18 protein-coding genes are annotated in these 18,946 nt (G+C 55.9%); 7 read left to right on the plus strand and 11 right to left on the minus strand.

Features of this window, described 5'->3' with window-relative positions; all coding sequences use genetic code 11:
* The first annotated feature begins 96 nt into the window (after window positions 1-96).
* Window positions 97-612, plus strand: a complete 516-nt coding sequence (locus tag AB1L30_RS14550) for a hypothetical protein (RefSeq protein WP_367014161.1) — start codon at window positions 97-99, stop codon at window positions 610-612.
* 36 nt (window positions 613-648) lie between these two features.
* Here the strand turns inward: AB1L30_RS14550 and AB1L30_RS14555 are convergent, their stop codons facing one another.
* The 3 genes from AB1L30_RS14555 to AB1L30_RS14565 all read right to left on the minus strand — a co-directional run bounded on the left by AB1L30_RS14555 (window position 649) and on the right by AB1L30_RS14565 (window position 3,574).
* Window positions 649-1,491 (minus strand): hypothetical protein, encoded by an 843-nt coding sequence (locus AB1L30_RS14555; RefSeq protein WP_367014163.1) that lies wholly within the window; start codon window positions 1,489-1,491, stop codon window positions 649-651.
* A gap of 146 nt (window positions 1,492-1,637) precedes the next feature.
* The gene (locus AB1L30_RS14560; RefSeq protein WP_367014164.1) at window positions 1,638-3,029 is read right to left on the minus strand and encodes a hypothetical protein; all 1,392 of its coding nucleotides are present in this window, start codon (window positions 3,027-3,029) and stop codon (window positions 1,638-1,640) included.
* A 152-nt stretch (window positions 3,030-3,181) separates the two neighbouring features.
* On the minus strand, window positions 3,182-3,574 hold the full coding sequence (locus AB1L30_RS14565) for a hypothetical protein (RefSeq protein WP_367014165.1): 393 nt from the start codon (window positions 3,572-3,574) through the stop codon (window positions 3,182-3,184).
* A 174-nt stretch (window positions 3,575-3,748) separates the two neighbouring features.
* On the opposite strand from AB1L30_RS14565, the gene proC reads away from it, so the two are divergent.
* Both proC and AB1L30_RS14575 read left to right on the plus strand, forming a co-directional pair.
* A complete protein-coding gene (proC, locus tag AB1L30_RS14570) occupies window positions 3,749-4,564 on the plus strand; it encodes a pyrroline-5-carboxylate reductase (RefSeq protein WP_367014166.1) in 816 nt (271 codons plus the stop codon).
* A gap of 73 nt (window positions 4,565-4,637) precedes the next feature.
* Window positions 4,638-4,889, plus strand: coding sequence for a hypothetical protein (locus tag AB1L30_RS14575; RefSeq protein ID WP_345085907.1), 252 nt, complete (start codon window positions 4,638-4,640; stop codon window positions 4,887-4,889).
* A 122-nt stretch (window positions 4,890-5,011) separates the two neighbouring features.
* On the opposite strand, the gene AB1L30_RS14580 is transcribed toward AB1L30_RS14575, so the two are convergent.
* The 3 genes from AB1L30_RS14580 to guaA all read right to left on the minus strand — a co-directional run bounded on the left by AB1L30_RS14580 (window position 5,012) and on the right by guaA (window position 8,946).
* Window positions 5,012-5,206, minus strand: a complete 195-nt coding sequence (locus AB1L30_RS14580) for a hypothetical protein (RefSeq protein WP_367014167.1) — start codon at window positions 5,204-5,206, stop codon at window positions 5,012-5,014.
* Between the two features lie 104 nt (window positions 5,207-5,310).
* Window positions 5,311-6,990 carry an energy-dependent translational throttle protein EttA gene (ettA, locus tag AB1L30_RS14585; RefSeq protein ID WP_367014168.1) on the minus strand — a complete coding sequence of 560 codons (1,680 nt, stop codon included), beginning with the start codon at window positions 6,988-6,990 and terminating at the stop codon, window positions 5,311-5,313.
* 405 nt (window positions 6,991-7,395) lie between these two features.
* On the minus strand, window positions 7,396-8,946 hold the full coding sequence (gene guaA, locus AB1L30_RS14590) for a glutamine-hydrolyzing GMP synthase (RefSeq protein WP_367014808.1): 1,551 nt from the start codon (window positions 8,944-8,946) through the stop codon (window positions 7,396-7,398).
* Between the two features lie 512 nt (window positions 8,947-9,458).
* Between guaA and AB1L30_RS14595 the strand changes: the two genes are divergently transcribed.
* Complete coding sequence (locus AB1L30_RS14595; RefSeq protein WP_367014169.1) at window positions 9,459-11,594, plus strand: hypothetical protein; 2,136 nt, start codon at window positions 9,459-9,461, stop codon at window positions 11,592-11,594.
* A 77-nt stretch (window positions 11,595-11,671) separates the two neighbouring features.
* Here AB1L30_RS14595 and AB1L30_RS14600 read toward each other — a convergent pair whose 3' ends face one another.
* Window positions 11,672-12,343 carry a DUF1003 domain-containing protein gene (locus AB1L30_RS14600; RefSeq protein ID WP_367014170.1) on the minus strand — a complete coding sequence of 224 codons (672 nt, stop codon included), beginning with the start codon at window positions 12,341-12,343 and terminating at the stop codon, window positions 11,672-11,674.
* Window positions 12,344-12,563: 220 nt separating this feature from the next.
* On the opposite strand from AB1L30_RS14600, the gene surE reads away from it, so the two are divergent.
* Both surE and AB1L30_RS14610 read left to right on the plus strand, forming a co-directional pair.
* Window positions 12,564-13,337, plus strand: a complete 774-nt coding sequence (surE, locus tag AB1L30_RS14605; RefSeq protein ID WP_367014171.1) for a 5'/3'-nucleotidase SurE — start codon at window positions 12,564-12,566, stop codon at window positions 13,335-13,337.
* Between the two features lie 150 nt (window positions 13,338-13,487).
* Complete coding sequence (locus AB1L30_RS14610; protein ID WP_367014172.1) at window positions 13,488-13,934, plus strand: hypothetical protein; 447 nt, start codon at window positions 13,488-13,490, stop codon at window positions 13,932-13,934.
* Between the two features lie 16 nt (window positions 13,935-13,950).
* Here AB1L30_RS14610 and AB1L30_RS14615 read toward each other — a convergent pair whose 3' ends face one another.
* The 3 genes from AB1L30_RS14615 to AB1L30_RS14625 form a co-directional block, all read right to left on the minus strand.
* The gene (locus AB1L30_RS14615) at window positions 13,951-15,363 is read right to left on the minus strand and encodes a sulfatase-like hydrolase/transferase (RefSeq protein ID WP_367014173.1); all 1,413 of its coding nucleotides are present in this window, start codon (window positions 15,361-15,363) and stop codon (window positions 13,951-13,953) included.
* Window positions 15,364-15,445: 82 nt separating this feature from the next.
* On the minus strand, window positions 15,446-16,195 hold the full coding sequence (locus AB1L30_RS14620; protein ID WP_367014174.1) for a hypothetical protein: 750 nt from the start codon (window positions 16,193-16,195) through the stop codon (window positions 15,446-15,448).
* A 31-nt stretch (window positions 16,196-16,226) separates the two neighbouring features.
* Window positions 16,227-16,601 (minus strand): hypothetical protein, encoded by a 375-nt coding sequence (locus AB1L30_RS14625; protein WP_367014175.1) that lies wholly within the window; start codon window positions 16,599-16,601, stop codon window positions 16,227-16,229.
* 834 nt (window positions 16,602-17,435) lie between these two features.
* Between AB1L30_RS14625 and AB1L30_RS14630 the strand changes: the two genes are divergently transcribed.
* Window positions 17,436-17,669: a carbon storage regulator gene (locus tag AB1L30_RS14630; RefSeq protein ID WP_367014176.1), complete on the plus strand. Its 234-nt coding sequence runs from the start codon at window positions 17,436-17,438 to the stop codon at window positions 17,667-17,669.
* 70 nt (window positions 17,670-17,739) lie between these two features.
* Here AB1L30_RS14630 and AB1L30_RS14635 read toward each other — a convergent pair whose 3' ends face one another.
* Window positions 17,740-18,843: an aminotransferase class V-fold PLP-dependent enzyme gene (locus tag AB1L30_RS14635; RefSeq protein ID WP_367014177.1), complete on the minus strand. Its 1,104-nt coding sequence runs from the start codon at window positions 18,841-18,843 to the stop codon at window positions 17,740-17,742.
* Window positions 18,844-18,946: the final 103 nt, after the last annotated feature.

The following is an 18,946-nucleotide window of genomic DNA, read 5'->3' on the forward strand; positions in this document are numbered from 1 at the left end:
AATCAATCGAATTGATTGAGATTGGAATCGACCTGAACAGCCCCGATCGGATAGCCTTGCCAAACCTTCCACCTATTCCGCCGAGGAGCCCATCGGATGACTCGCCTTCTTCTGACAATCGTGCTTTTGACCTGGCTACCGACAACCAGCTTCGCTGAAGAAAAGCGTGCGGAACCTCCGCTCGAGTCGTACGTCGCACTGGAAATCAAGTTAATGGAACAGCGGCCAGCACGGGAAAAGCCGGTCTGCCTGGGACGCCCGATGGTGATGTGCATGCCTGGCCACGAGTTCTCGATTCAAGTCGGCGGCACCACGCCCTCGAAGTACTGGCCCGAGGAACAACGTCTCGGCTTCAAGTGCCTGGGAAAGGTGACCAGCTACTCCGAACATGGGTACGAAGTAAAGTTGTCGTACTCGAACGCGAACGTGCGTAAGTCAGACCAGGATCCCGATACCGAGATCTTCACCGAGACCTCGACCAAGCTGCGAACGTTGCTGCAGCCGACGAAAACGAAATCGATCCAGGTCGATCCAACGCACTTCCTGGAACTGACCCTGCAGAAAGCTCCACCACGAAGCGTGGAAACCCAAGAGACCGCGGCGAACGAGTAGTCCGCGGAAAGAATCGACCAGGCAAATGGCAGCGGCTTAGTTCTGCTGCTCGTCGAACACGCGACGTTGGTTTCGCTTATTGCGAAAGATGCCCGTCTTGGTTGTCGCCGGCACCATTTCCTGGGCAGCGACTTCGTAGTTAAGAAGCTGGACGGTGGTCTTCGACTTCAACTTGCCGTTGGCGTCGTAAGCGGTCATCCAAGTGCCAACCACAAAGCCTGGCACGTCGGCACATTGAGCTTCGACCGTTTCTGTGGTCTCGTCGGAAGAGGTGGTCTTCTGCACGATGAAGGCGACCGTCTTGATCTCGGTCAGCACCGGGTAAGGCTTATTAAGGGCGATTACTTCCGACACCATTTGCTTTTGAGGTGTCTCGGCACCAGCCGGCGTGAAGGTGTGCTCGCGACGGAGAATGTAAGGTGGCGTCTCCGAGTTATAGAAAACCTTGCCAACGATCTTGGTTGGCTCATCGAGGACTTCCATCTGCCGTACTTCGCATTTGTAAGGCTTGCCCAGGACCGAGATTTTCTGCTCGCCGGCCGGGGTAATGCGAACGCGTTGTCCGCCACTTTGCCCATTGATGCCGCTCCGGAATTCGCGGATCGGCTTCTCGAAGACCTGACCGCTCACTTCCGACTTAGCTTCACGTTCGAGAACGATGTAGTCCTGACCAACTTCTTTCAGACGAATGGTCAGCGTGGTGGTCATCGACGAAACGAGTTCGCCATCTTTGAAGGTCTCGGTGACCTGTTTGACCTGCTTCCACGATCCCTCGGGAAAGCTCGCCCACTCGTGGTGCTCGTGCGGGACCAACAGTTCTTGCGCATGCCCCACGCAGGGAAGCAACAGCATGAACAGAAGAGCAGCAACACGAAGCATGGAAAGTTTTTCCAGTGAGGGCGACGGACACACTAGGATAGGTTTCCCTGCCAATGCAGGCAAACCCTCCGAACGCATCTTGCCTAAGCTACCTTATCTTGAATGAAGATGCATCCAAGAGGGTCGATTTCCCCCTTCGAGAGTTGCTAATTTTCATCATTTCCGGCATCACACCCCTCGCCAGAGCCGTTTTCCGGAACAATCTTGCCCACCAATTGCGCGTCGTCGCGCGGGAACAAAGTGCGCACGTCGAGCACGAGTTGTCCGTCGCCCGCCTCGGCAGCCACGACCATCGGGAAGCCCTGCAGGTGAGCTAACAGGGCTTCTTTGCCATCTGCTTTCGGTTTGATAACAACTTGGCGAGTTGGCAATTTCACGCCGCCTGGCAGTACGAGAGCTTCCGCTTCGCGCGTCGTCACCTCTTCAATCCAAGGCGAAATAACAAACTGCTCAGCCAGGCGAGTTGCCCGCAGATCAAGGTTTTCGATCGGCGTCGACAACAACGACAAAACTGGAATCCGATCATCGACTCGTTCGCCTGATTGATGGATCCGCAGGCAAACCTCCAGTTCCGCAAACGCTGGTGCGGAAGCCCCCAGGTAAGCAGCGACCGAAACGGAGCGCAGTTTCGCGATCGCATCTTGCGAACCGACGATAATGCCACATTCCGGACCGCCCAACAGCAAGCCGCCGCCGAGCGTTACGAGGTCGGCTCCACTGTCGATCGCTTGCCGAGCATCGCACAGCGCGAGCGATGGCTCGAGACCTTCCGCCGTCAGACCCGCGATTCCAAGATCGGCCCAGATCGCAGCACCGGTCGACTTCAACGTTTCGATTGCTTCGCGTGTGCTCGGGATGGCCGCACTGCCGGCACCGTCGAAGTTCGTTCGATCGAACCACAATAGCCGCCGCGCGCTACCTTGCAGATCGTTGGCCATTTCCGCCAACTGTACCTGGTTGCTCGAGCCGATCTCTTGCACGTCGGCTGCTTCGAGCAGTTTCGGAAAATCGATTCCATCGAACGTGGCTGACATCTGGCAGCGTGGCACAAAGACGCCACCGCCGGTCGAAGTGGTCGCGACCAGGTAGATCGCCGAAGCGCGATCTTTCACGACCATCGCGGCCTGGGCTCCGGTGATCTCGCACAGCAGTTGTTCGATCGCTTGCCGGAAGTTTTGCTGGGCTGAAGCGAGTCGGTAGTCGTGCCGGCGGGCATGGGCTTGCACCACGATCTCGTCCGCCAAGGGACCAACCGGGAACTGCGATCCGAGAATCTGCCCCGAAGCGTTGATCACCTCTGGTCGGCTGAGGCCGCGCTGCCCGAGGATCCAGTCCGAGATTTCGCTCGCCAAACTTTGCAGCGAAGCATAGGGCAGGGTAGGGGCCGCCTCCATCGCCAGCTTTTGATATGGCTGCAGGTAGGCTTTAATGCCGGCAGCGACCGTGCTGCTGGAAACCTTGTGGGCCAGATCTTTCAGCGGGCGCAGTTCCATCAACTGCGAGATGGACGGAATTCGATTCACAGGGGAATCCGACATGTGGCAACCTTTCATGCGTCTTAGGGTTACCCTCTATTATGCCCCGCCGCGAAGCTTTTTTCACGGGGCCCTTGCATTCGGTCCTCGCATCAAAAAGGCCTCCCAGTTGGAGAGCCTGGGAGGCCTTCGGGAGTTGGCTTGATGGCGGCAGCTTAAAACTCAGGCCGCGGTGCATCCAGGAAGTCGCTGATCGTCTCGGCTGGGCGAGGTTCCGGATCGCTTTGGAACCACGAACCAAACCAGGAACTTTCTTCCTTCTTCTTCGACGAGCGGTAGCCGCCGTTGTATTGATAGCGGGTATTGGTCTTCTTCTTATCATCCGCATCGTCAAACGGATTCAGGAAGTCGGCCGACTTCGAGAAGAAATCCTTCGTCCCTTGATTGAACTTCTGGAGAGTGCTGGGTTCTTTCGACTTCTTTTTGCTACTCGAGGACGAACTGGTCCACGAAAGCGGGTTGTACCACTCGGCCGAAGCAGCGGCAGGCAGCGACAAGCATGAAAGGCAAACGAGTGTCCAAACGAACAGCGTTTTAGTGCGAATCATTTCTCCGACTCCGTTAGTGGAAACATAGCAGGGGCGAATAGTTTCAACTTCCGGAAACCATGTCCAGATCAATCCGCTTTAAAAAGTGACGTTTTGCGACTTTTCTTGCCGATTGTCGCCGCCAGCATTTTTCCTTAGAGTGGCACTTCCCCAATCACCTAACAGGATGCATTCATGTCGAGCGAAATTCCCCGTATTGGCTTCCTTGGCGCCGGGCAGATGGCCCTGGCCATGGCTCATGGCTTTGTCACGAACGGGGGGATCCCAGGTGGCCATATCTTGGCCTCCGATCCGTTTCCAGAAGCCCGAACTCGCTTAGAGAACCAGATTTCCGGCGCGAAGACGGTGACCTCGAATCAAACGGTGGTCGATCAAAGCGACGTGGTCTTCCTGGCGGTCAAGCCACAGATGATGGCCGAAGCTGCTGCCACCATCAACGACATCCCTGATAGCTGCCTGTTTGTTTCGATCGCCGCTGGCCTGTCGATTGCCAAGCTGAAAGAGTTGTTCCCAACGCCGCGGATGATCCGCGTCATGCCGAACACACCTTGCCTGGTTGGTATGTCCGCCTGTGCGTTCTCGGCTGGCGAAGGAGTCGACGCGGCCTACATCGAAGTTACCCAGAAGCTTCTGAGCGCAACTGGCCTGGCTTTGCAGGTTCCTGAAAAGCAGTTGGATGCGGTGACCGGTTTATCTGGTTCCGGTCCGGCGTTCATCTACATGCTGATCGAAGCGATGAGCGACGCAGGCGTTCGCGAAGGACTGCCGCGAGGCATCGCTTTGCAGTTAGCAGCCCAGACCGTCAAAGGGGCCGCAGAGATGGTTCTGGCGACCGGAGAGCACCCGGGTGTCCTTAAAGACAAGGTGGCCAGTCCCGGCGGAACGACCATCGCGGGAATCCACGAATTGGAGAAAAAAGGCTTTCGTGGGGCAATTATCGACGCGATTTCGGCTGCAGCGGGGCGTTCTCGCGAATTAGGGCTGGATTGACAACCCAAACAGCCGATGCGAGTAATATAATGAAATGGCTAAGAGAGACAGCCTGAATGATAAGGAGTCGCCCATGAGTTCGCTCTTTTGCATCATCGACGACAAACACGTACCGATCTATCGCATCCTATGGATATCCGCCGTGCCGCACTTCTGCGGTGAAGAGGATTGCCAGTGTGAAGGGCGGTATGAAGTTCGCTTGGAACAAGGCGAATCGCTGTGGACCAATCGCGAAGAACGCGACGATGTCCTGCAAGCGTTAGAAAAGTGGCACACCGGGGACGACCTGGATGCCGGCGGCCAAGACTTCGAGAGCTGGTCGTAAACGTAACCTTCGCAATCAATCTTTAACTACATATGCAAAGAGCCTGGACGGAAACGACCAGGCTCTTTGTTTTTTGATACGACGCGATTTTACCGGATCTCGGGCACGCGGCAGTTTCCCCGTTACTTCTTGGCGGCCTTCTTCTTGGCGGCCTTCTTCTTCGGGGCGGCGGCACTTGCCTTCTTGGCGGTAGCCTTCGCTGCCGGCTTGCTCGATGCTTTCTTGGTTGCGGACTTCTTCTTGGCTGGGGCTGCGCCGAAGGCTGACTCCCATCCGGCTGAGTACTTTTCGGTGGAGCCCACACGAATGATAGACACGGTAAAAACCTCCTGGAAACGTTAGTGTCCCTGATTTCAGATCAAGAACGTGAATCTTCGTTTAGTTAATAACGTATTTCGCATACAGGTCAAGGACCAAGCCGCTAGCGAGCCAGTCTCTTGTACTTGAAACGATGCGGTTCATCCGCGCTAACGCCCAGACGTTCCTTCCGTTGTCGTTCGTACGCGTCGAAGTTTCCTTCGCACCAGTGCACGTAGCCGTCCCCTTCAAACGCCAGAATATGCGTGGCGATTCGATCGAGGAACCAACGGTCGTGGCTTGTTACGACCACACAACCAACATAGTTCAGAATCGCTTCTTCCAGGGCACGAAGCGTGTCGACGTCCAAGTCGTTCGTCGGTTCGTCCAACAGCAACACGTTCGACCCACGACGCAGCAGCGTTGCCAGGTGAACTCGGTTGCGTTCACCACCGGAAAGCACGCCGACTTTCTTCTCTTGGTCTGGGCCTTTGAAATTGAAGCGTGAAACGTACGAGCGGGCATTGACCTTTCGCTTGCCCAGTTCGATCAAGTCGTGACCGCCACTGATCTCTTGGAAGACCGTCTTCTCCGGATCCAATGCATCGCGCGACTGATCGACGTAACCCAATTCGACCGTTTCGCCCATCACGATCTTGCCCGAGTCTGGCGACTCTTGACCGGTCAGCATGCGGAACAAGGTGGTCTTACCGGCACCGTTCGGTCCGATGATGCCCACGATACCACCAGCCGGCAAACGGAAGTTGAGGTTCTCGACCAGTAGACGATCGCCATAACCTTTGTTGACGTTCTGGACATCGATCACCAGGTCGCCCAGGCGCTTGCCGGGAGGGATCTGGATTTCGAATTCATCTGGCTGATCGTCGTATTGTTCGGCGACCAACTTTTCGTAGGCGTTCACACGAGCCTTACCTTTGGACTGCTTCGCCTTGGCAGACGAGCGAATCCATTCCAGTTCGCGCTGGAGGGTCTTCTGGCGGGCTTCGCTTTGCTTCTCTTCCACGGCCAGACGCTTCTGCTTCTGCTCGAGCCACGACGAGTAGTTGCCTTCGAATGGAATCCCCTTGCCTCGGTCGAGTTCCAGAATCCAGCCGGCGACGTTATCCAGGAAGTAACGATCGTGGGTCACGGCGACGATTGTGCCGGCGTACTGAGCCAGGTGATGTTCCAGCCACAGAATCGATTCGGCGTCCAAGTGGTTCGTCGGTTCGTCCAACAGCAGCAGGTCAGGCTTCTTCAGCAGCAACTGGCAGAGAGCCACGCGGCGACGTTCACCACCAGAGAGGTTCGTCACACCCGATTCGGCATCCGGCAGGTTCATTGCGGCCATCGCGATCTCGATCTCGCGGTCGAGTTCCCAACTGTTGGTCGCTTCAATCTTGTCTTGCAGCGTCGCCATCTCTTCGTAGAGGGCGTTCATCTCGTCTTCTGGCAGATCTTCGCCCAGCTTGCCGGAGATCTCGTTGAAGCGAGTCAGCAGCCCGCGACGCTCGGCCACGGCTTCCTCGACGTTCTCCAGAACGTTCTTATCCGGGTTGAGCTGCGGTTCCTGAGGAAGATAGCCCACCGTAAATCCGTTACTAAGACGGGCTTCTCCGTCAAATTCCTTGTCGATTCCGGCCATAATCTTGAGCAAGGTACTTTTACCTGCTCCATTTCGGCCCAGAACGCCAATTTTTGCGCCCGGATAGAAGGCTAGGTAAACTTCCTTTAATACCTCGCGAGGACCAATCTTCTTGGTCAGTCGCTCCATCTGGAAGATAAAATTCTTGCTTATAGCCATTACCAAATCCCTGTTTAGGGGAACACTTCTAGTCCTTGCGCCATTGCGTACAGTTAAGAAACGCTACCACCCTATGCAAGAATGGGCCCCGCAAACCATTTCCTGTCGGAAAAAATCCTTCCGTCAGGCGGATTTTATGGTTGCAAGCATGCGATTCTCTGGTACGATCCGAAGTGTTGGAAGCACACTCCAACCCTTACTAATCTCATCTCTTGTCGGTACGAATGAATTTGGTTTCGAGGATTCCCATCCCCATTCCTCGCCCCGCCAAAAACTGAATTCTTCTCGCACCATCCCGATCAACAGCGTGGCTAGTCCCCCTAGCCACGCTTTTTTTATTGCCTCATCCCGCTGACCGGCAGCCCTAAGGCAGCGGTCAGCCGCGTATCGCCGAGGCTTTCTCTTTTATTCCCACTCGATCGTTGCCGGTGGTTTTGTGCTGATGTCGTAACAGACGCGATTGACCCCTTTCACCTCGTTGATGATACGGGTCGAAATTCGAGCGAGCACTTCGTAAGGGAGATCGCTCCACGTCGCGGTCATGAAGTCGTCGGTGTCAACACAGCGGACACAGACCGCATTGTCGTAGGTTCGGGCATCGCCCATCACACCCACGCTCTGAACCGGCAGCAGCACGGCGAAGCACTGCGAGGTCGATCGATACAGACCAGCCGACTTGATTTCGTTGACGACGATGGCGTCTGCTTCTCGCAGGACGGCCAGCTTGTCTTCGCTGACTTCGCCCAAGCAGCGAACAGCCAGACCTGGACCTGGGAATGGATGTCGCCAGACAATGTCTTCGGGCAGCCCCAGTTCAATACCCAACTTACGGACTTCGTCTTTGAACAAGTCACGCAGCGGTTCGACCAGGTCGAATCCAAGTTCGGCCGGCAAACCACCCACGTTGTGATGCAGTTTGATCACGGCCGCAGGGCCATCGACCGCGGCACCACTTTCAATCACGTCAGGATAGAGCGTTCCCTGGGCGAGGAACTTGGCGTCCTTGATCTTGGTCGCCTCTTCCTTGAAACACTCGATGAATTCGTACCCGATTCGCTTCCGTTTCTCTTGCGGGTCCGAAACCCCCTTCAGCTTCTCCAGGAAGCGTTCGCGGGCATTCACCACGTGCAAGTCGGTTTTGAAGTGCGACGAAAACTCGGCAATCACCGCGGCTTCTTCGTCTTTTCGGAGCAGGCCGTTGTCGACCAGGATGCAGGACAACTGATCGCCGATCGCGCGGTAGAGCAGGGCGGCAACCACCGACGAATCGACACCGCCGGAAAGGCCACAAATCACGCGAGCATCGCCCACTTCTTCCCGGATACGGGCGATCGTCTCGCGAGCGAAGTCACCCAGTTTCCACGTACCTTCGCAGCCGCAGATCGAGATCACGAAGTTTCGCAGGATCTGGCTACCCAGCGGCGTATGCGTGACTTCAGGATGAAATTGAATGCCGAACTGCTTCCGATCGACGTGACGCATCGCCGCCACCGGACAGGTACGCGTCGAAGCCAACGGGCGGAACAGCCCGCTGATTTGCTCGACCTGGTCGCCGTGGCTCATCCAGACGTCGGTTTCGTCCGGCAAGCCGGCCAACAGGTCGGTTGGATCGCTGATACGGATATGAGCGTGTCCATATTCCCGAGCCGATGCGTTGCGAACATTCCCGCCAAAACGCTCGCACATCAACTGCATGCCGTAGCAAATGCCCAGGATCGGAATGTCGAGATCGAAGATCGATGGGTCGCATTTCGGTGCGTCTGGCTCGTAAACGCTGGAAGGACCACCAGATAGGATGATTCCCTGCGGAGCCAACTCTCGGATGCGTTCTGCCGTGATGTCGTGTCGGACGATTTCGCAGTAAACGTTCTGCTCTCGAACCCGGCGAGCGATCAGTTGGGCATATTGCGACCCAAAGTCGAGAACGAGAACTCGTTCCGAATAGATGTCGGTCATACCAGGGGAGCTGACGGAGGCGGTATCAGGCATAGTTTCCGTCCGTGATCGTCGAGCCGTGAAAGCAGGCTCGGGAAATGAAAAATCCCGCCGAGCAATAGGGCGGGAAGTGGAAACGGGCGATTATATCGCGACTTTTCACTGGTTCCAACCGGCAAGCCTCTCGCAAACGGGGAACTCGCGGGATTCCCAGGCTTTTCAGCGGATCCGCGGCTTCGCGGTGACCACATACGCCTGTTCCCCGATCTTTCGCAGCCCTGCCGAGCCCCTCGAAGGCCAACGGTTTCGCGATGTGGCGATCAATTAATGCTCAGTCCGCACAATCTCACACCAGATCGATGGCTGTTCTTAACGGACAACCGATACCAATTGCGCAATCTCAATCGTCACATGGTGCAAAACACCAAATAGGTGGTTTTGCTTCTCCCATTCGGACTGGGTCTCGGTAAACTGGAGATTCTCTTAGCGAGCTATCGAATTCCCCCCGTTCGTCCAGCCGAGATATTTCACCGATGCGATCCACGCTCTTCCTCTTTGCTCTGTTCGTCTCCCTTTCTCTCACGGCCGGTCAGTCCATCTGCAAGGCCGACGATCCGCAGCCTTCCGCACAGCAATTGGCGGCCGAGATCGATGCGTTGACTCGGCGAGGACCCAACGCCCAATTCCCGTCGCCAACGGTCTTCGACCTGCAAATCGAAGACACCAAGATGCAGAAGTTCCATTTCTCGCGTGACATGAAGACGCTTGTGGCGACCGATACCGGTCCCAACGCCCACGTTTACGACATGGAAACGGGGAAGCGGATTCACCAGTATCCGCTCAGAAAAGACCTTCGTCGTGGCGGTTGTGAGTATACGGTTTCTCCCGACGGGAAGCTCATTCTGGTTCATCAGTACACCAATCAAATCGACGTTGTCGACAGCCATTCGGGCAAAGTGTTGCACACCCATGCAGTCTTGCCAGAGACAACCTCCCAGATGGGATTTTCAATCGATGGCAAGCAAATCTACATGGTCGACATCCGGGGTAACTCTGCAATAACGACCCCGCTGGAAGACGCCACCGAAGTTCATAAGAGCGAAATCGAATTCAAGACCCGGCATATCGCAATGGCGATGGGGCCGCACAACACCTGGTGGAAACGAGTTCAAGGAATCGATGGGGAGACGAAGCATTGGTTCTTCACGGGCGAAAAGATCATGGAAGACCTGATCGTCCTTCCGGAACATTACGCCGTCGACGCGAACGAAGGTGGCTATTGCTGGACCTTGGGGGTCAAAGCGATTTTCGGGCACTTCAACACCGGCAAAAGGGCCGGCACGTTTACCGGAGTTCATGTGGAGTCGGAATATGGCTGTGGCCGAGCCGCCCTCTCGACCGACGGACGGCATATGTCGATGTCTGGTCGCCACTATGTCGAAGTTTATCGCTACAACGACCCGAGCTACCGCGTCGCCTTGATCAAGGTCCCGTCCGAGTTCGTGCATTCGGTTACCTATACCTACCCGGACCACCAATGCCTGGCAGGTCTCAGCCAGGACCGCCAAAGCCTTTTGATCTCGAAAATCGAAGGGAACTGGCTCGATACGGACTATGCAGTTCGGGATGCGATCGAACGTTTAATCGATGCCAAACGCTTCGATGCGTTAGAAGAACTGGGGCGGATGTGGGATGGCAAGATCGACCACTTCCGTGAAGTCGAGCATGAGACGCCCGGCAGCTTCCTGGTTTCGCGAATCGCCCACTACGTGCCGGAAGGTGTCGAACTCGACGTTCGCAATCAATGGTATCGCGAGTGGATCGAGAACCATCCCGATAACTGCAACATGGTGCGACTTGGCTTGTTCTACCATCACCGCTGCGCCGCTTACGACGCACGCGGAGGTGGCTTCGCGAACACCGTGACCGAAGAAGGCTGGAAGGTCTACCGAGAAGAAATCGTCAAGTCGTGGGAAGTCCTGGAACCGATGCTCAACCAGGAAAAGATTCCGGCGGAAGGCTACACCTGTTTGATCATGACGGGCCGCGATTTGCAGTGGGAATACGAGGACATCAATCCGCTACTGCGCAAGTCGGTGGCCGAATATCCGATGTACCACCGCACCTTTGCCGAAGAAGGGGTGGCCCGGCTTCCTCGCTGGGGAGGTCGTCCGGCCGATACGCGTAACCTGGCTAAAACAGCCGCCGACAAGGTCGGAGGGGACGACGGCGACATGTTGTACGCTCATATTGCTCGCCATGTGGCTCGCTTCGTTTCCTATCCCGGGCTGGTAACGGAATGCCGTTTCGATCCGGACCGGGTTCTGCGAGGCTTCGTCCTCATCTCGAAGACCTCCGACGATAAGAAATTGCTGCGGAACGCCTTGAACTTCGCTTCGATGATGGACGACGTCGAGGCAGGCAAAGTCATCGCGCAGCGGATGCTCGATATCGACAACATGCTTGTTTACCGGAGCGCGACCCCGGTCTGGAAAAACGCCTGTATCGAGGTCCTGGAAGAAGCGATTGCCAAGACCGACGATGCTTCGCGAAAAGAAGAACTGAGCAAGCTGCTGGAACGGATTCGTAACATGGGTGACGACCCGGAAGAAAAAGGCGAGAAGGTCCGAGCCTTCCAGGAAGCCCTGGCGGAAGAGAACACGATCTAGACTTCCCGGCAACCATCGAACATTTATCAAGCCTGCGTGACGTTGCGCGTCGTGAAGCGAATCTCGCTTCCATGTTGCTATTCACGCGGGCTTTTTTGTTGGCTGGTCAATTGCTCCATCATTTCCATTTGCACCTGCTGAATCTCGAGCAGGCGTTGCCATTGATGCGACAGCAATTGGTCGAGCTTGGCATGCAGCAAGCGGATCTCGAGCTCGGCCCGAAAGTTCACTTGAAAGTCGTATTCCGACCGCATTCGATCTTTCGATTCCTGGCGTTTCTGGCTCATCAAAATGACCGGGGCCTGGATCGCCGCCAAGCAGGAAAGGACCAGGTTCAGCAAGATGAATGGGTAAGGATCGAACGGCTGCGACTGCAGCCAATGGCTATTGATCATCATCCAGATTGCCGTGGTCGCCATGAACAAGGTCAGAAAGCTCCAACTGCCTCCGAAGCTGGCCAACCAGTCGGATAGTTTCTCAGGCGTGGTTAGCTGACCTTCAAACGTCTCGTTAACGTTTGCCGCGATCGACTCTTGCTCGCGCATGGCATCAAGAACCTGCAGTTCCAACACGGAAAGTTCCCCCTTTTCCTGTTCCAGCAGGTGATGGAAGTATTCCGTTCGGAAGCGGTTAAGACACTCAAGGCAGATCGATCCCTCGGTGCTCCAATCGGGGCGAGCCGCCTGGATCTCTTGGACGATCACATCGCGAAGCGAATCGCCAGGCACCATCTCGGCACAGGGCTTCATCTGGGAACAAAAAGAACAGGGACTCGCCGCATGTTTTCGCCTGGTCATTTCCGCTTCTCGTCACGAAAAGAAACAATAGGATCCGCCGAACTCTGGCAGAATCATACCGTGGACAGCAATCCTCCCCCTAGACGTCCCGTCACGGTTAAGCCTTCGGACGCCTCGTTTACGGACGTTGGAATTGCCGTAAGATGGAAGAAAAACCCGAGGTGGAACCACGATGAAAATCTTGCTGGCTAACGACGATGGCATTTACGCTCCTGGGCTCGCAGCGATGGAAAAGGCCCTGCGAGAGCTGGGCGACGTGACCGTGATTGCTCCGGCAACCGAACAAAGTGGCGTGGGTCACTCGATTACCTTCCTCAGCCCGCTGGTCTGCAAAGCGGTTTACGATGGGGATCGCCGGCGCGGATTCGCCGTGGAAGGGAGCCCGGCCGACTGCGTCAAACTGGGCGTGGTCGAACTGCTGGACGAACGCCCCGACCTGATCGTCAGCGGCATCAATGGTGGCCTGAACGCCGGGATCAACGTTCTATATTCCGGCACGGTCGCCGCTGCGATTGAAGGGGCATTCTTTGGAATCACCAGCATCGCGGTCTCGCTGGAATGGAACGAACATGCCCGCTTTGATCGAGCCGCGGCGATGGCGCGACAGGTCATCTCGCAAATTCTTGAGCGCAAAACGAGTGCTCCCAGGCTGTATAACCTGAACATTCCGACCACCGCCACAGAGCTACCCCCAGGGGAGGCTGAGTTGAAAGTGGTCCCGATGGGCGTGGCTCGTTATGGGGAGCACTTTGTCAAACGGAAAGATCCCCGAAACCGTGACTATTACTGGGCTACCGGCGATCCCCCGCCGGAACATGGCGAAGAAGAAACCGACCTCTCGGCGCTCGAAAAAGGCTTTTTGACCTTATCACCACTGCACTTTGATATGACCGAACGTGCGCAAATTGATGAAATGAAGCCTTGGAATCTTCGCGTCTCTGACTAGGGTAGAAGTACCCCGATTCACTTTTCAATTTAAATTCCGGCACATGACGCCGGCGTCGAATTGCGCATCCGCCGCACAAGGGACCTGTGTGGCTGCGTCTGACTGATCGACATTGCTATGTTTGTACGAAAAGTGATTCTCCTCGGAGTAGTGTCCGTAGGGCTTGGCGCGCTGGTCGCCTCCCCGGCAACGGCTAACGATTGGCTTCTGGCCCCCAGCTTTTACAGCCACGATCCGGAAACGGGTCAACGGGCCGTCCAATACACGCAGCCTCAACCAGCCTATGTTCAGGAAAACCCGTCGTACCTGAAGTCGGGCTATCATCATCGCCGCTCGACCATTCGTGGCTTTGACGGAAGTCTCGACCAATTGCATATCGTCGAAGAATGGGGACGTCCGGTTCGTCCGTATGGCGAATGGGAACGACCTTACCGTCCTTACTCGGTGCCCTATCAACTGTGGGGACAGCCGTATGGCGGTCTGGGACCTGTTTTCCAGAACAACTTTGGTGGCCCCATCAATCCCAACTTGCCACCAGGCAGGAACGGTCCTGGCGGCTACGGCCGTCTCGGTGCCCCTCAGGGTCCGGTCTATTAATCGACCACCAGCGCGGTCACTTCGCTTCGGAAAACCAATCCGGAGCGTTAGCCGTGGCCGTGGCGTACTTGTCGAGCAAAGCCTTCCTCAGCCGAGCGACCACTTGTGGTTGCTGTGAGGCGACATTCTCTTTCTCGCCGATATCTTCGGTCACGTTGTAAAGCTCGAACTTCGTGAACTTTGCCCCGGCAATCAGTGGATAGTCTCCCTTTTTGTAAGCCGCACCAGGCTTCACCTCGCCTTGATCCCACAGGGCAACCAGCTTCCAGTCGCCATCGCGAACGGCCACTTTGCCATCGCCGTACGCTCGGTAGTAATGCCAGAACAGCGGCTTTTCACGCTGAATTGTCTTCCCCTCGAACATGCCCACCAGGCTCGTCCCATCGAGCTTCGACGTGTCGTTTAATTCGACACCTGCCAGTTCGCAGCAGGTCGGCAGAATATCGAGCGAGCAGACCGGCTGATCCGATTCGATCCCGGCCGGCACATGCCCAGGAAATCGAGCGATCCCGGGCACGCGAATCCCACCTTCATAGATGTGCAGCTTCATGCCACGCAGTGGGCCCGACGAACCATGCGACCGCCATGCGTTGGGATAACGATCGAGCGTTTCCGGGCCGTTGTCGCTGGTGAACAGCACCAGCGTGTTGTCCTGCAGCTTCAGTCGCTTGAGCGTTTCCATCAAACTGCCGACCGCGCGATCCATGTTGGTGACGTTGGCATAGTACAACGCTTCTCCCTTCTTATCCGCGTCAGGATAGGTTTCGACCAGCGCGGCTGGCGAGGCGATCGGTTCATGCGGCTCGTGAAAGGTGACCAGTGCGAAGAACGGCTTGGCAGGGTCGCGTTGTTCGAGCCACTTGCTCGCTTCACCGGCCACGACCTGACACGAATACCCTGCGGTCGGGCCGACTTCTTTACCATTGCGAACGAAGTTGTTTGGGTTTTCGTGCGTGGGTGCCGCGTTATTCTGCGTCGCGAACCAATAGTCGAACCCCATGTCGCCAGGCTGCGGCTGATCCGGCGAATTGAACTTGCCGTTACAGTGCCATTTGCCAAACAAGCCGGTCTGATAGCCAGCATCCTTCAGCAGCTTTGCCACCGTTGCTTCCTGCTTCTGGACATGCATCGGCGAGCCTGCCGGAATCCAATCGTAGATGCCAAGCTGCGTGGGTGTTTGACCAGTAATCAATCCTGCCCGCGATGGCGAGCACACCGGGGCCGCGCTGTAGCACGACGTCAGTCGAACGCCTTCGGCCGCCAGCTGATTGAGATGCGGCGTTTTGATCGATGGGTGACCGAAGCACTCCAGATCGCCGTACCCCAAGTCGTCGCATAAGATCACCAGAACGTTCGGGCGGTCGTCTGCCCAAACCGACGCAGGCAACCCGAGCAGAACCAACAACAGCAAGAACGAAGACCAGCGCATTACAGAAAGCCTTTCCACGGAGAGGGGCAGGGGAGGAGGAGGCGAGGTACCGACCAAACTTAACAGGTCCGCAGAGAGAAAGCTACTTTGCGGCGGGCTCCGCCGGCGCGGCCTTCTTGATGACTTCCGCGTGGGCGATACGAGCCGTATTCCACATGTATTCGCTGATGCGGCTTGAGCCTGCTTCCAGCAGTTTCTTATCGCCGGCCTGAGCCAGGTAGTCGGCTGCCTTGGCCTTGTCGTCTTCCGCCAGGTAATACAGCCCCACGTAAAGGAGCGTGTAGAAACGATAGCCTGCCTCGGCCTCGCCATTGAGTTCCGTCTGCTGCATCTTTTCCAACAGTTGCTGTGGTGTCAATTTGCCGCGATACAGTTCCAACACTTCCATCAAGCCTGGTCGCGAATCGCGTTCGATCGGCAACAAGGTCTCGCGGGCAGTGGCGACACCTTTCGACTTAGCCAGACAAAGATATCGCCAGACCGAGTTCTCGACGTCCTGATCGTGGTAGTTCTGGTAATCGAGAAACTGCTTTGCCCCTGCTTCGTAGTCGCCGGCGAAGTAGCACGAGATGCCACGTTCCCAAAGTTCATCGCTGCGGCGTGGTTCGAGTTTAATGAGCTGGTCGAAGTCGGCCACCGATTGGCGGAAGTTTCTCACCTCGAAGTTTGCCACGCCCCGTAAGTAATAGAGTCGCGGGATTTCAGGACGAAGCTCGATCATGCTGTCCAGGGCCTTCACCGCCCCAGCACTATCCGATTGAGCCCAAGCCTTTTGAAGCTGAGAGCTGAACTGCGTAAACTTCTCTTCGGAGTCTTCTTGGCCCAGAGCCAAGCTTGAGAGACCGAAAACGAGGAGAAAGAAGCTACACCCCGTCAAAAAGCGGGAGATCGTCGTTGAAGTCGCGATGCACATCGTGAACAATCCGTTGGAGGGGCTTTCGGCGAATGCGACGCTGAGCCTCTTCCAGAAGGCACCAGCGAGACCGAAAGTCGTTGGCCGGAGGACGTGTGGTCACCGGACCAACGTACTGAAAAGCATGGGCTCGCAGGATGCCAGGCTCTTCATTTCGAGAGCGGCGAAGTGTTGCCACCGGCCCTGATGCTAACGGACGTACCCGCAGATTCCAATGGTTTTCGATATGGCCCAGTAGTGTTTCCGGCATCTCCACCGCAGGCATCGCGAATGTCGGGAAGCCCCAGCGAGCAGACTGCGGATCGGTCTTCAGCCAGAACTCCATTCCAAACGCAGTCCTTCGCACGACCACTGCGCAGATCCATTTTCTGTGGGGCATTCGAGGTCGATTGGGCGAAAGTACACGACAAAGCAGTAAACACAACCAGTCCCTCAGAGGGACCCTCTACGATGGTACTGGAGATCTACCTTATCGGCAACTAATTGGACAGGGAATGAAGGGTTTTATCCGTAGTGGCCCCCATTCGAGCGAGAACGATACCGTCAAAGCAGTGACGCGACGGCATCGATAGCACCAATTTCGCAAGTGTCCTGTATGTGGCTGTTTTTCGCTGGTTTCTTAACAACCGGGTTGGTAGAGCAGCGTCCATTGCCCAGTTGTCTCATTATTTACCCACTGCTACCTCGCAATCGCCACCACGGCGATGCATCTGCAAGCAGCCATCACCACCCCCTCGCAGGAACTGGTTTTAAGCGAAAATCGGATTGAATCGACCAGATATGGTCGCGTTTTCGCGTAAATGGGACCGCACTGCAGAGCCAACGATGGGCAAATACCCCACAGTTAAGGTAGTTGCATCATCCTGATTTCATCTCAGTTTGACAGGCCGTTCTCAAATTAAGACAGAGCGTCGGTAAATCAGTGATTTTTCTTGAGCCAAAATAAAGAATTTTCTCTGCCCGTAACCTACTACAAAAGAACAACTTACAAAACCATGCAACTCAACCCAGTCTGCTTTCCCGAGTTCTGGCCCTTGAGTTGCACTAGTCGACTGCAACATCGAGGGACTCAGCACAGTGAGTGTCGAGACCTCATCAAACGGCAAATTACCCGGTCAAGACGATCTAATTTTAAATCCGCCACGGAGGAGTTGAGGTCATGTTAGTTCTGAGTCGTAAAGTCGGTGATTCGATCAAGATTGGCGATAACATCGAAATCGTGATCAATCGTATTTCAGGCAACCGAGTCACCATCGGCGTGGAAGCTCCGAAAGATGTCCGGATTCTTCGCGGTGAAGTCGAAGTCGATCTCGACGACCATAGTGAGGCCGTCCTCGCTTTGAGTGGTCTGCTGGGTGCAGCTCAGATTGACTATAGCCACGCGGCAAGCTAATTCAATTCACCCGACGCCGCGTTTCGTTGGCCGCGGCATCGGGTTGATGTGATGCTAGTACCGTCGCGCTTCACGGTCTGGGAAACTGGCTATCCAGCTTCTCGGAGATCCAACCTGCCAGTCGGTCCACAACGGTTTCGTCCCGTAACAGAACGGGGTGATGTAGGATGACCGTGCGTTCGCTGGCATCCTTCGCATATGTGAGCTGTCCTACCTTCCGAGCTTGGCTCGGTGGGCGTTTAGTGAATCCACGGAATCCCTCTGCCAAGGGAACTCCGTCTCTCTGAGCGTTTGTGAACAGCCACCGAGCAGTCTCCGTCGATTCGCATATCCACGCATGTTTATAGAACGCTGGCTCTCCCAACGCGTTCCATGCGACTGGCTCCAATAAGTTATTAAAACGGTGTAGTGCTGCGCGCAGACGCTCGATATTCGCCAAACGCGTTTGATTCGCTGCGTCGAGAGTCTGCCATTGCGGCAACAGCACTGCTGCTTGCAGTTCGCTCAGTGGAAATGCGTGATTCCCCCGCTCGCAGAAGACTTTTGCCCGCTGCATTAAATCGGCCCGGTTGGACAAGATTGCGCCGCCACGCCCGGCGGTGATCAGCTTACTGCCGCCAAAGCTCAAAACGCCTACATCTCCTAGGCTTCCCAGCCGCTTTCCATCCAGTCGTCCGCCTGTCGCCTGGCAGGCATCTTCGACAATCGCCAAGCCGTGGCGATCGGCGATTTCGCCAATCTGTTTCATGTCGGCGATCCCACCATGCAGGTGAGAGACGATGATCGCCGAGCTCTTTTCGCTGATCGCTTCTTCAATTTGCCCCGGATCAATACACCAAGTCTTCGGATCAATATCCACCAATACCGGGAACAGCCCCACGTCCTGGATCGCTCGGAAGTTGCCCGGAAAGTCGTACGCGGCGAGCAACACTTCGGAACCTGCCGGCAAATTTAATCCTTGCAACGCAATTTGGACTGCGATCGTGCCTGAAGCACATGTCAACGCATGATCGACCTGGTGAAAGGTGGCGAGTGTCGCTTCCAGCTTCTCGACGTTGGGGCCGTGATAATGTCCCCAACTGCCGTCTTCATACGCGCTGAGGATCGCATCGCGAATGGCTTCGTTGTTGTTGGTTGGCCAAACGTTCCACTCTGGATTCCAGGCCGGTTCCACTTCGTGATCGCTGATAGCTATCTCCTCGCAATTTCCGCTCGGCTGGGTGGTTTTTGAGTCGATCTTCCATTGACGAACTTTTCTCAATCTTTGTATTGTCTTC

The sequence above is a fragment of the Bremerella sp. JC817 genome, assembly GCF_040718835.1.
Lineage (GTDB): Bacteria > Planctomycetota > Planctomycetia > Pirellulales > Pirellulaceae > Bremerella.

Coding starts and splice junctions, on each gene's coding strand:
- proC (WP_367014166.1), top strand. CDS start 3,749: ATGTCGAGCGAAATTCCCCGTATTGGCTTCCTTGGCGCCGGGCAGATG.
- AB1L30_RS14600 (WP_367014170.1), bottom strand. CDS start 12,343: ATGAAGCCCTGTGCCGAGATGGTGCCTGGCGATTCGCTTCGCGATGTG.
- AB1L30_RS14595 (WP_367014169.1), top strand. CDS start 9,459: ATGCGATCCACGCTCTTCCTCTTTGCTCTGTTCGTCTCCCTTTCTCTC.
- AB1L30_RS14550 (WP_367014161.1), top strand. CDS start 97: ATGACTCGCCTTCTTCTGACAATCGTGCTTTTGACCTGGCTACCGACA.
- ettA (WP_367014168.1), bottom strand. CDS start 6,990: ATGGCTATAAGCAAGAATTTTATCTTCCAGATGGAGCGACTGACCAAG.
- AB1L30_RS14565 (WP_367014165.1), bottom strand. CDS start 3,574: ATGATTCGCACTAAAACGCTGTTCGTTTGGACACTCGTTTGCCTTTCA.
- AB1L30_RS14555 (WP_367014163.1), bottom strand. CDS start 1,491: ATGCTTCGTGTTGCTGCTCTTCTGTTCATGCTGTTGCTTCCCTGCGTG.
- AB1L30_RS14560 (WP_367014164.1), bottom strand. CDS start 3,029: ATGTCGGATTCCCCTGTGAATCGAATTCCGTCCATCTCGCAGTTGATG.
- surE (WP_367014171.1), top strand. CDS start 12,564: ATGAAAATCTTGCTGGCTAACGACGATGGCATTTACGCTCCTGGGCTC.
- AB1L30_RS14615 (WP_367014173.1), bottom strand. CDS start 15,363: ATGCGCTGGTCTTCGTTCTTGCTGTTGTTGGTTCTGCTCGGGTTGCCT.
- AB1L30_RS14625 (WP_367014175.1), bottom strand. CDS start 16,601: ATGGAGTTCTGGCTGAAGACCGATCCGCAGTCTGCTCGCTGGGGCTTC.
- guaA (WP_367014808.1), bottom strand. CDS start 8,946: ATGACCGACATCTATTCGGAACGAGTTCTCGTTCTCGACTTTGGGTCG.
- AB1L30_RS14575 (WP_345085907.1), top strand. CDS start 4,638: ATGAGTTCGCTCTTTTGCATCATCGACGACAAACACGTACCGATCTAT.
- AB1L30_RS14630 (WP_367014176.1), top strand. CDS start 17,436: ATGTTAGTTCTGAGTCGTAAAGTCGGTGATTCGATCAAGATTGGCGAT.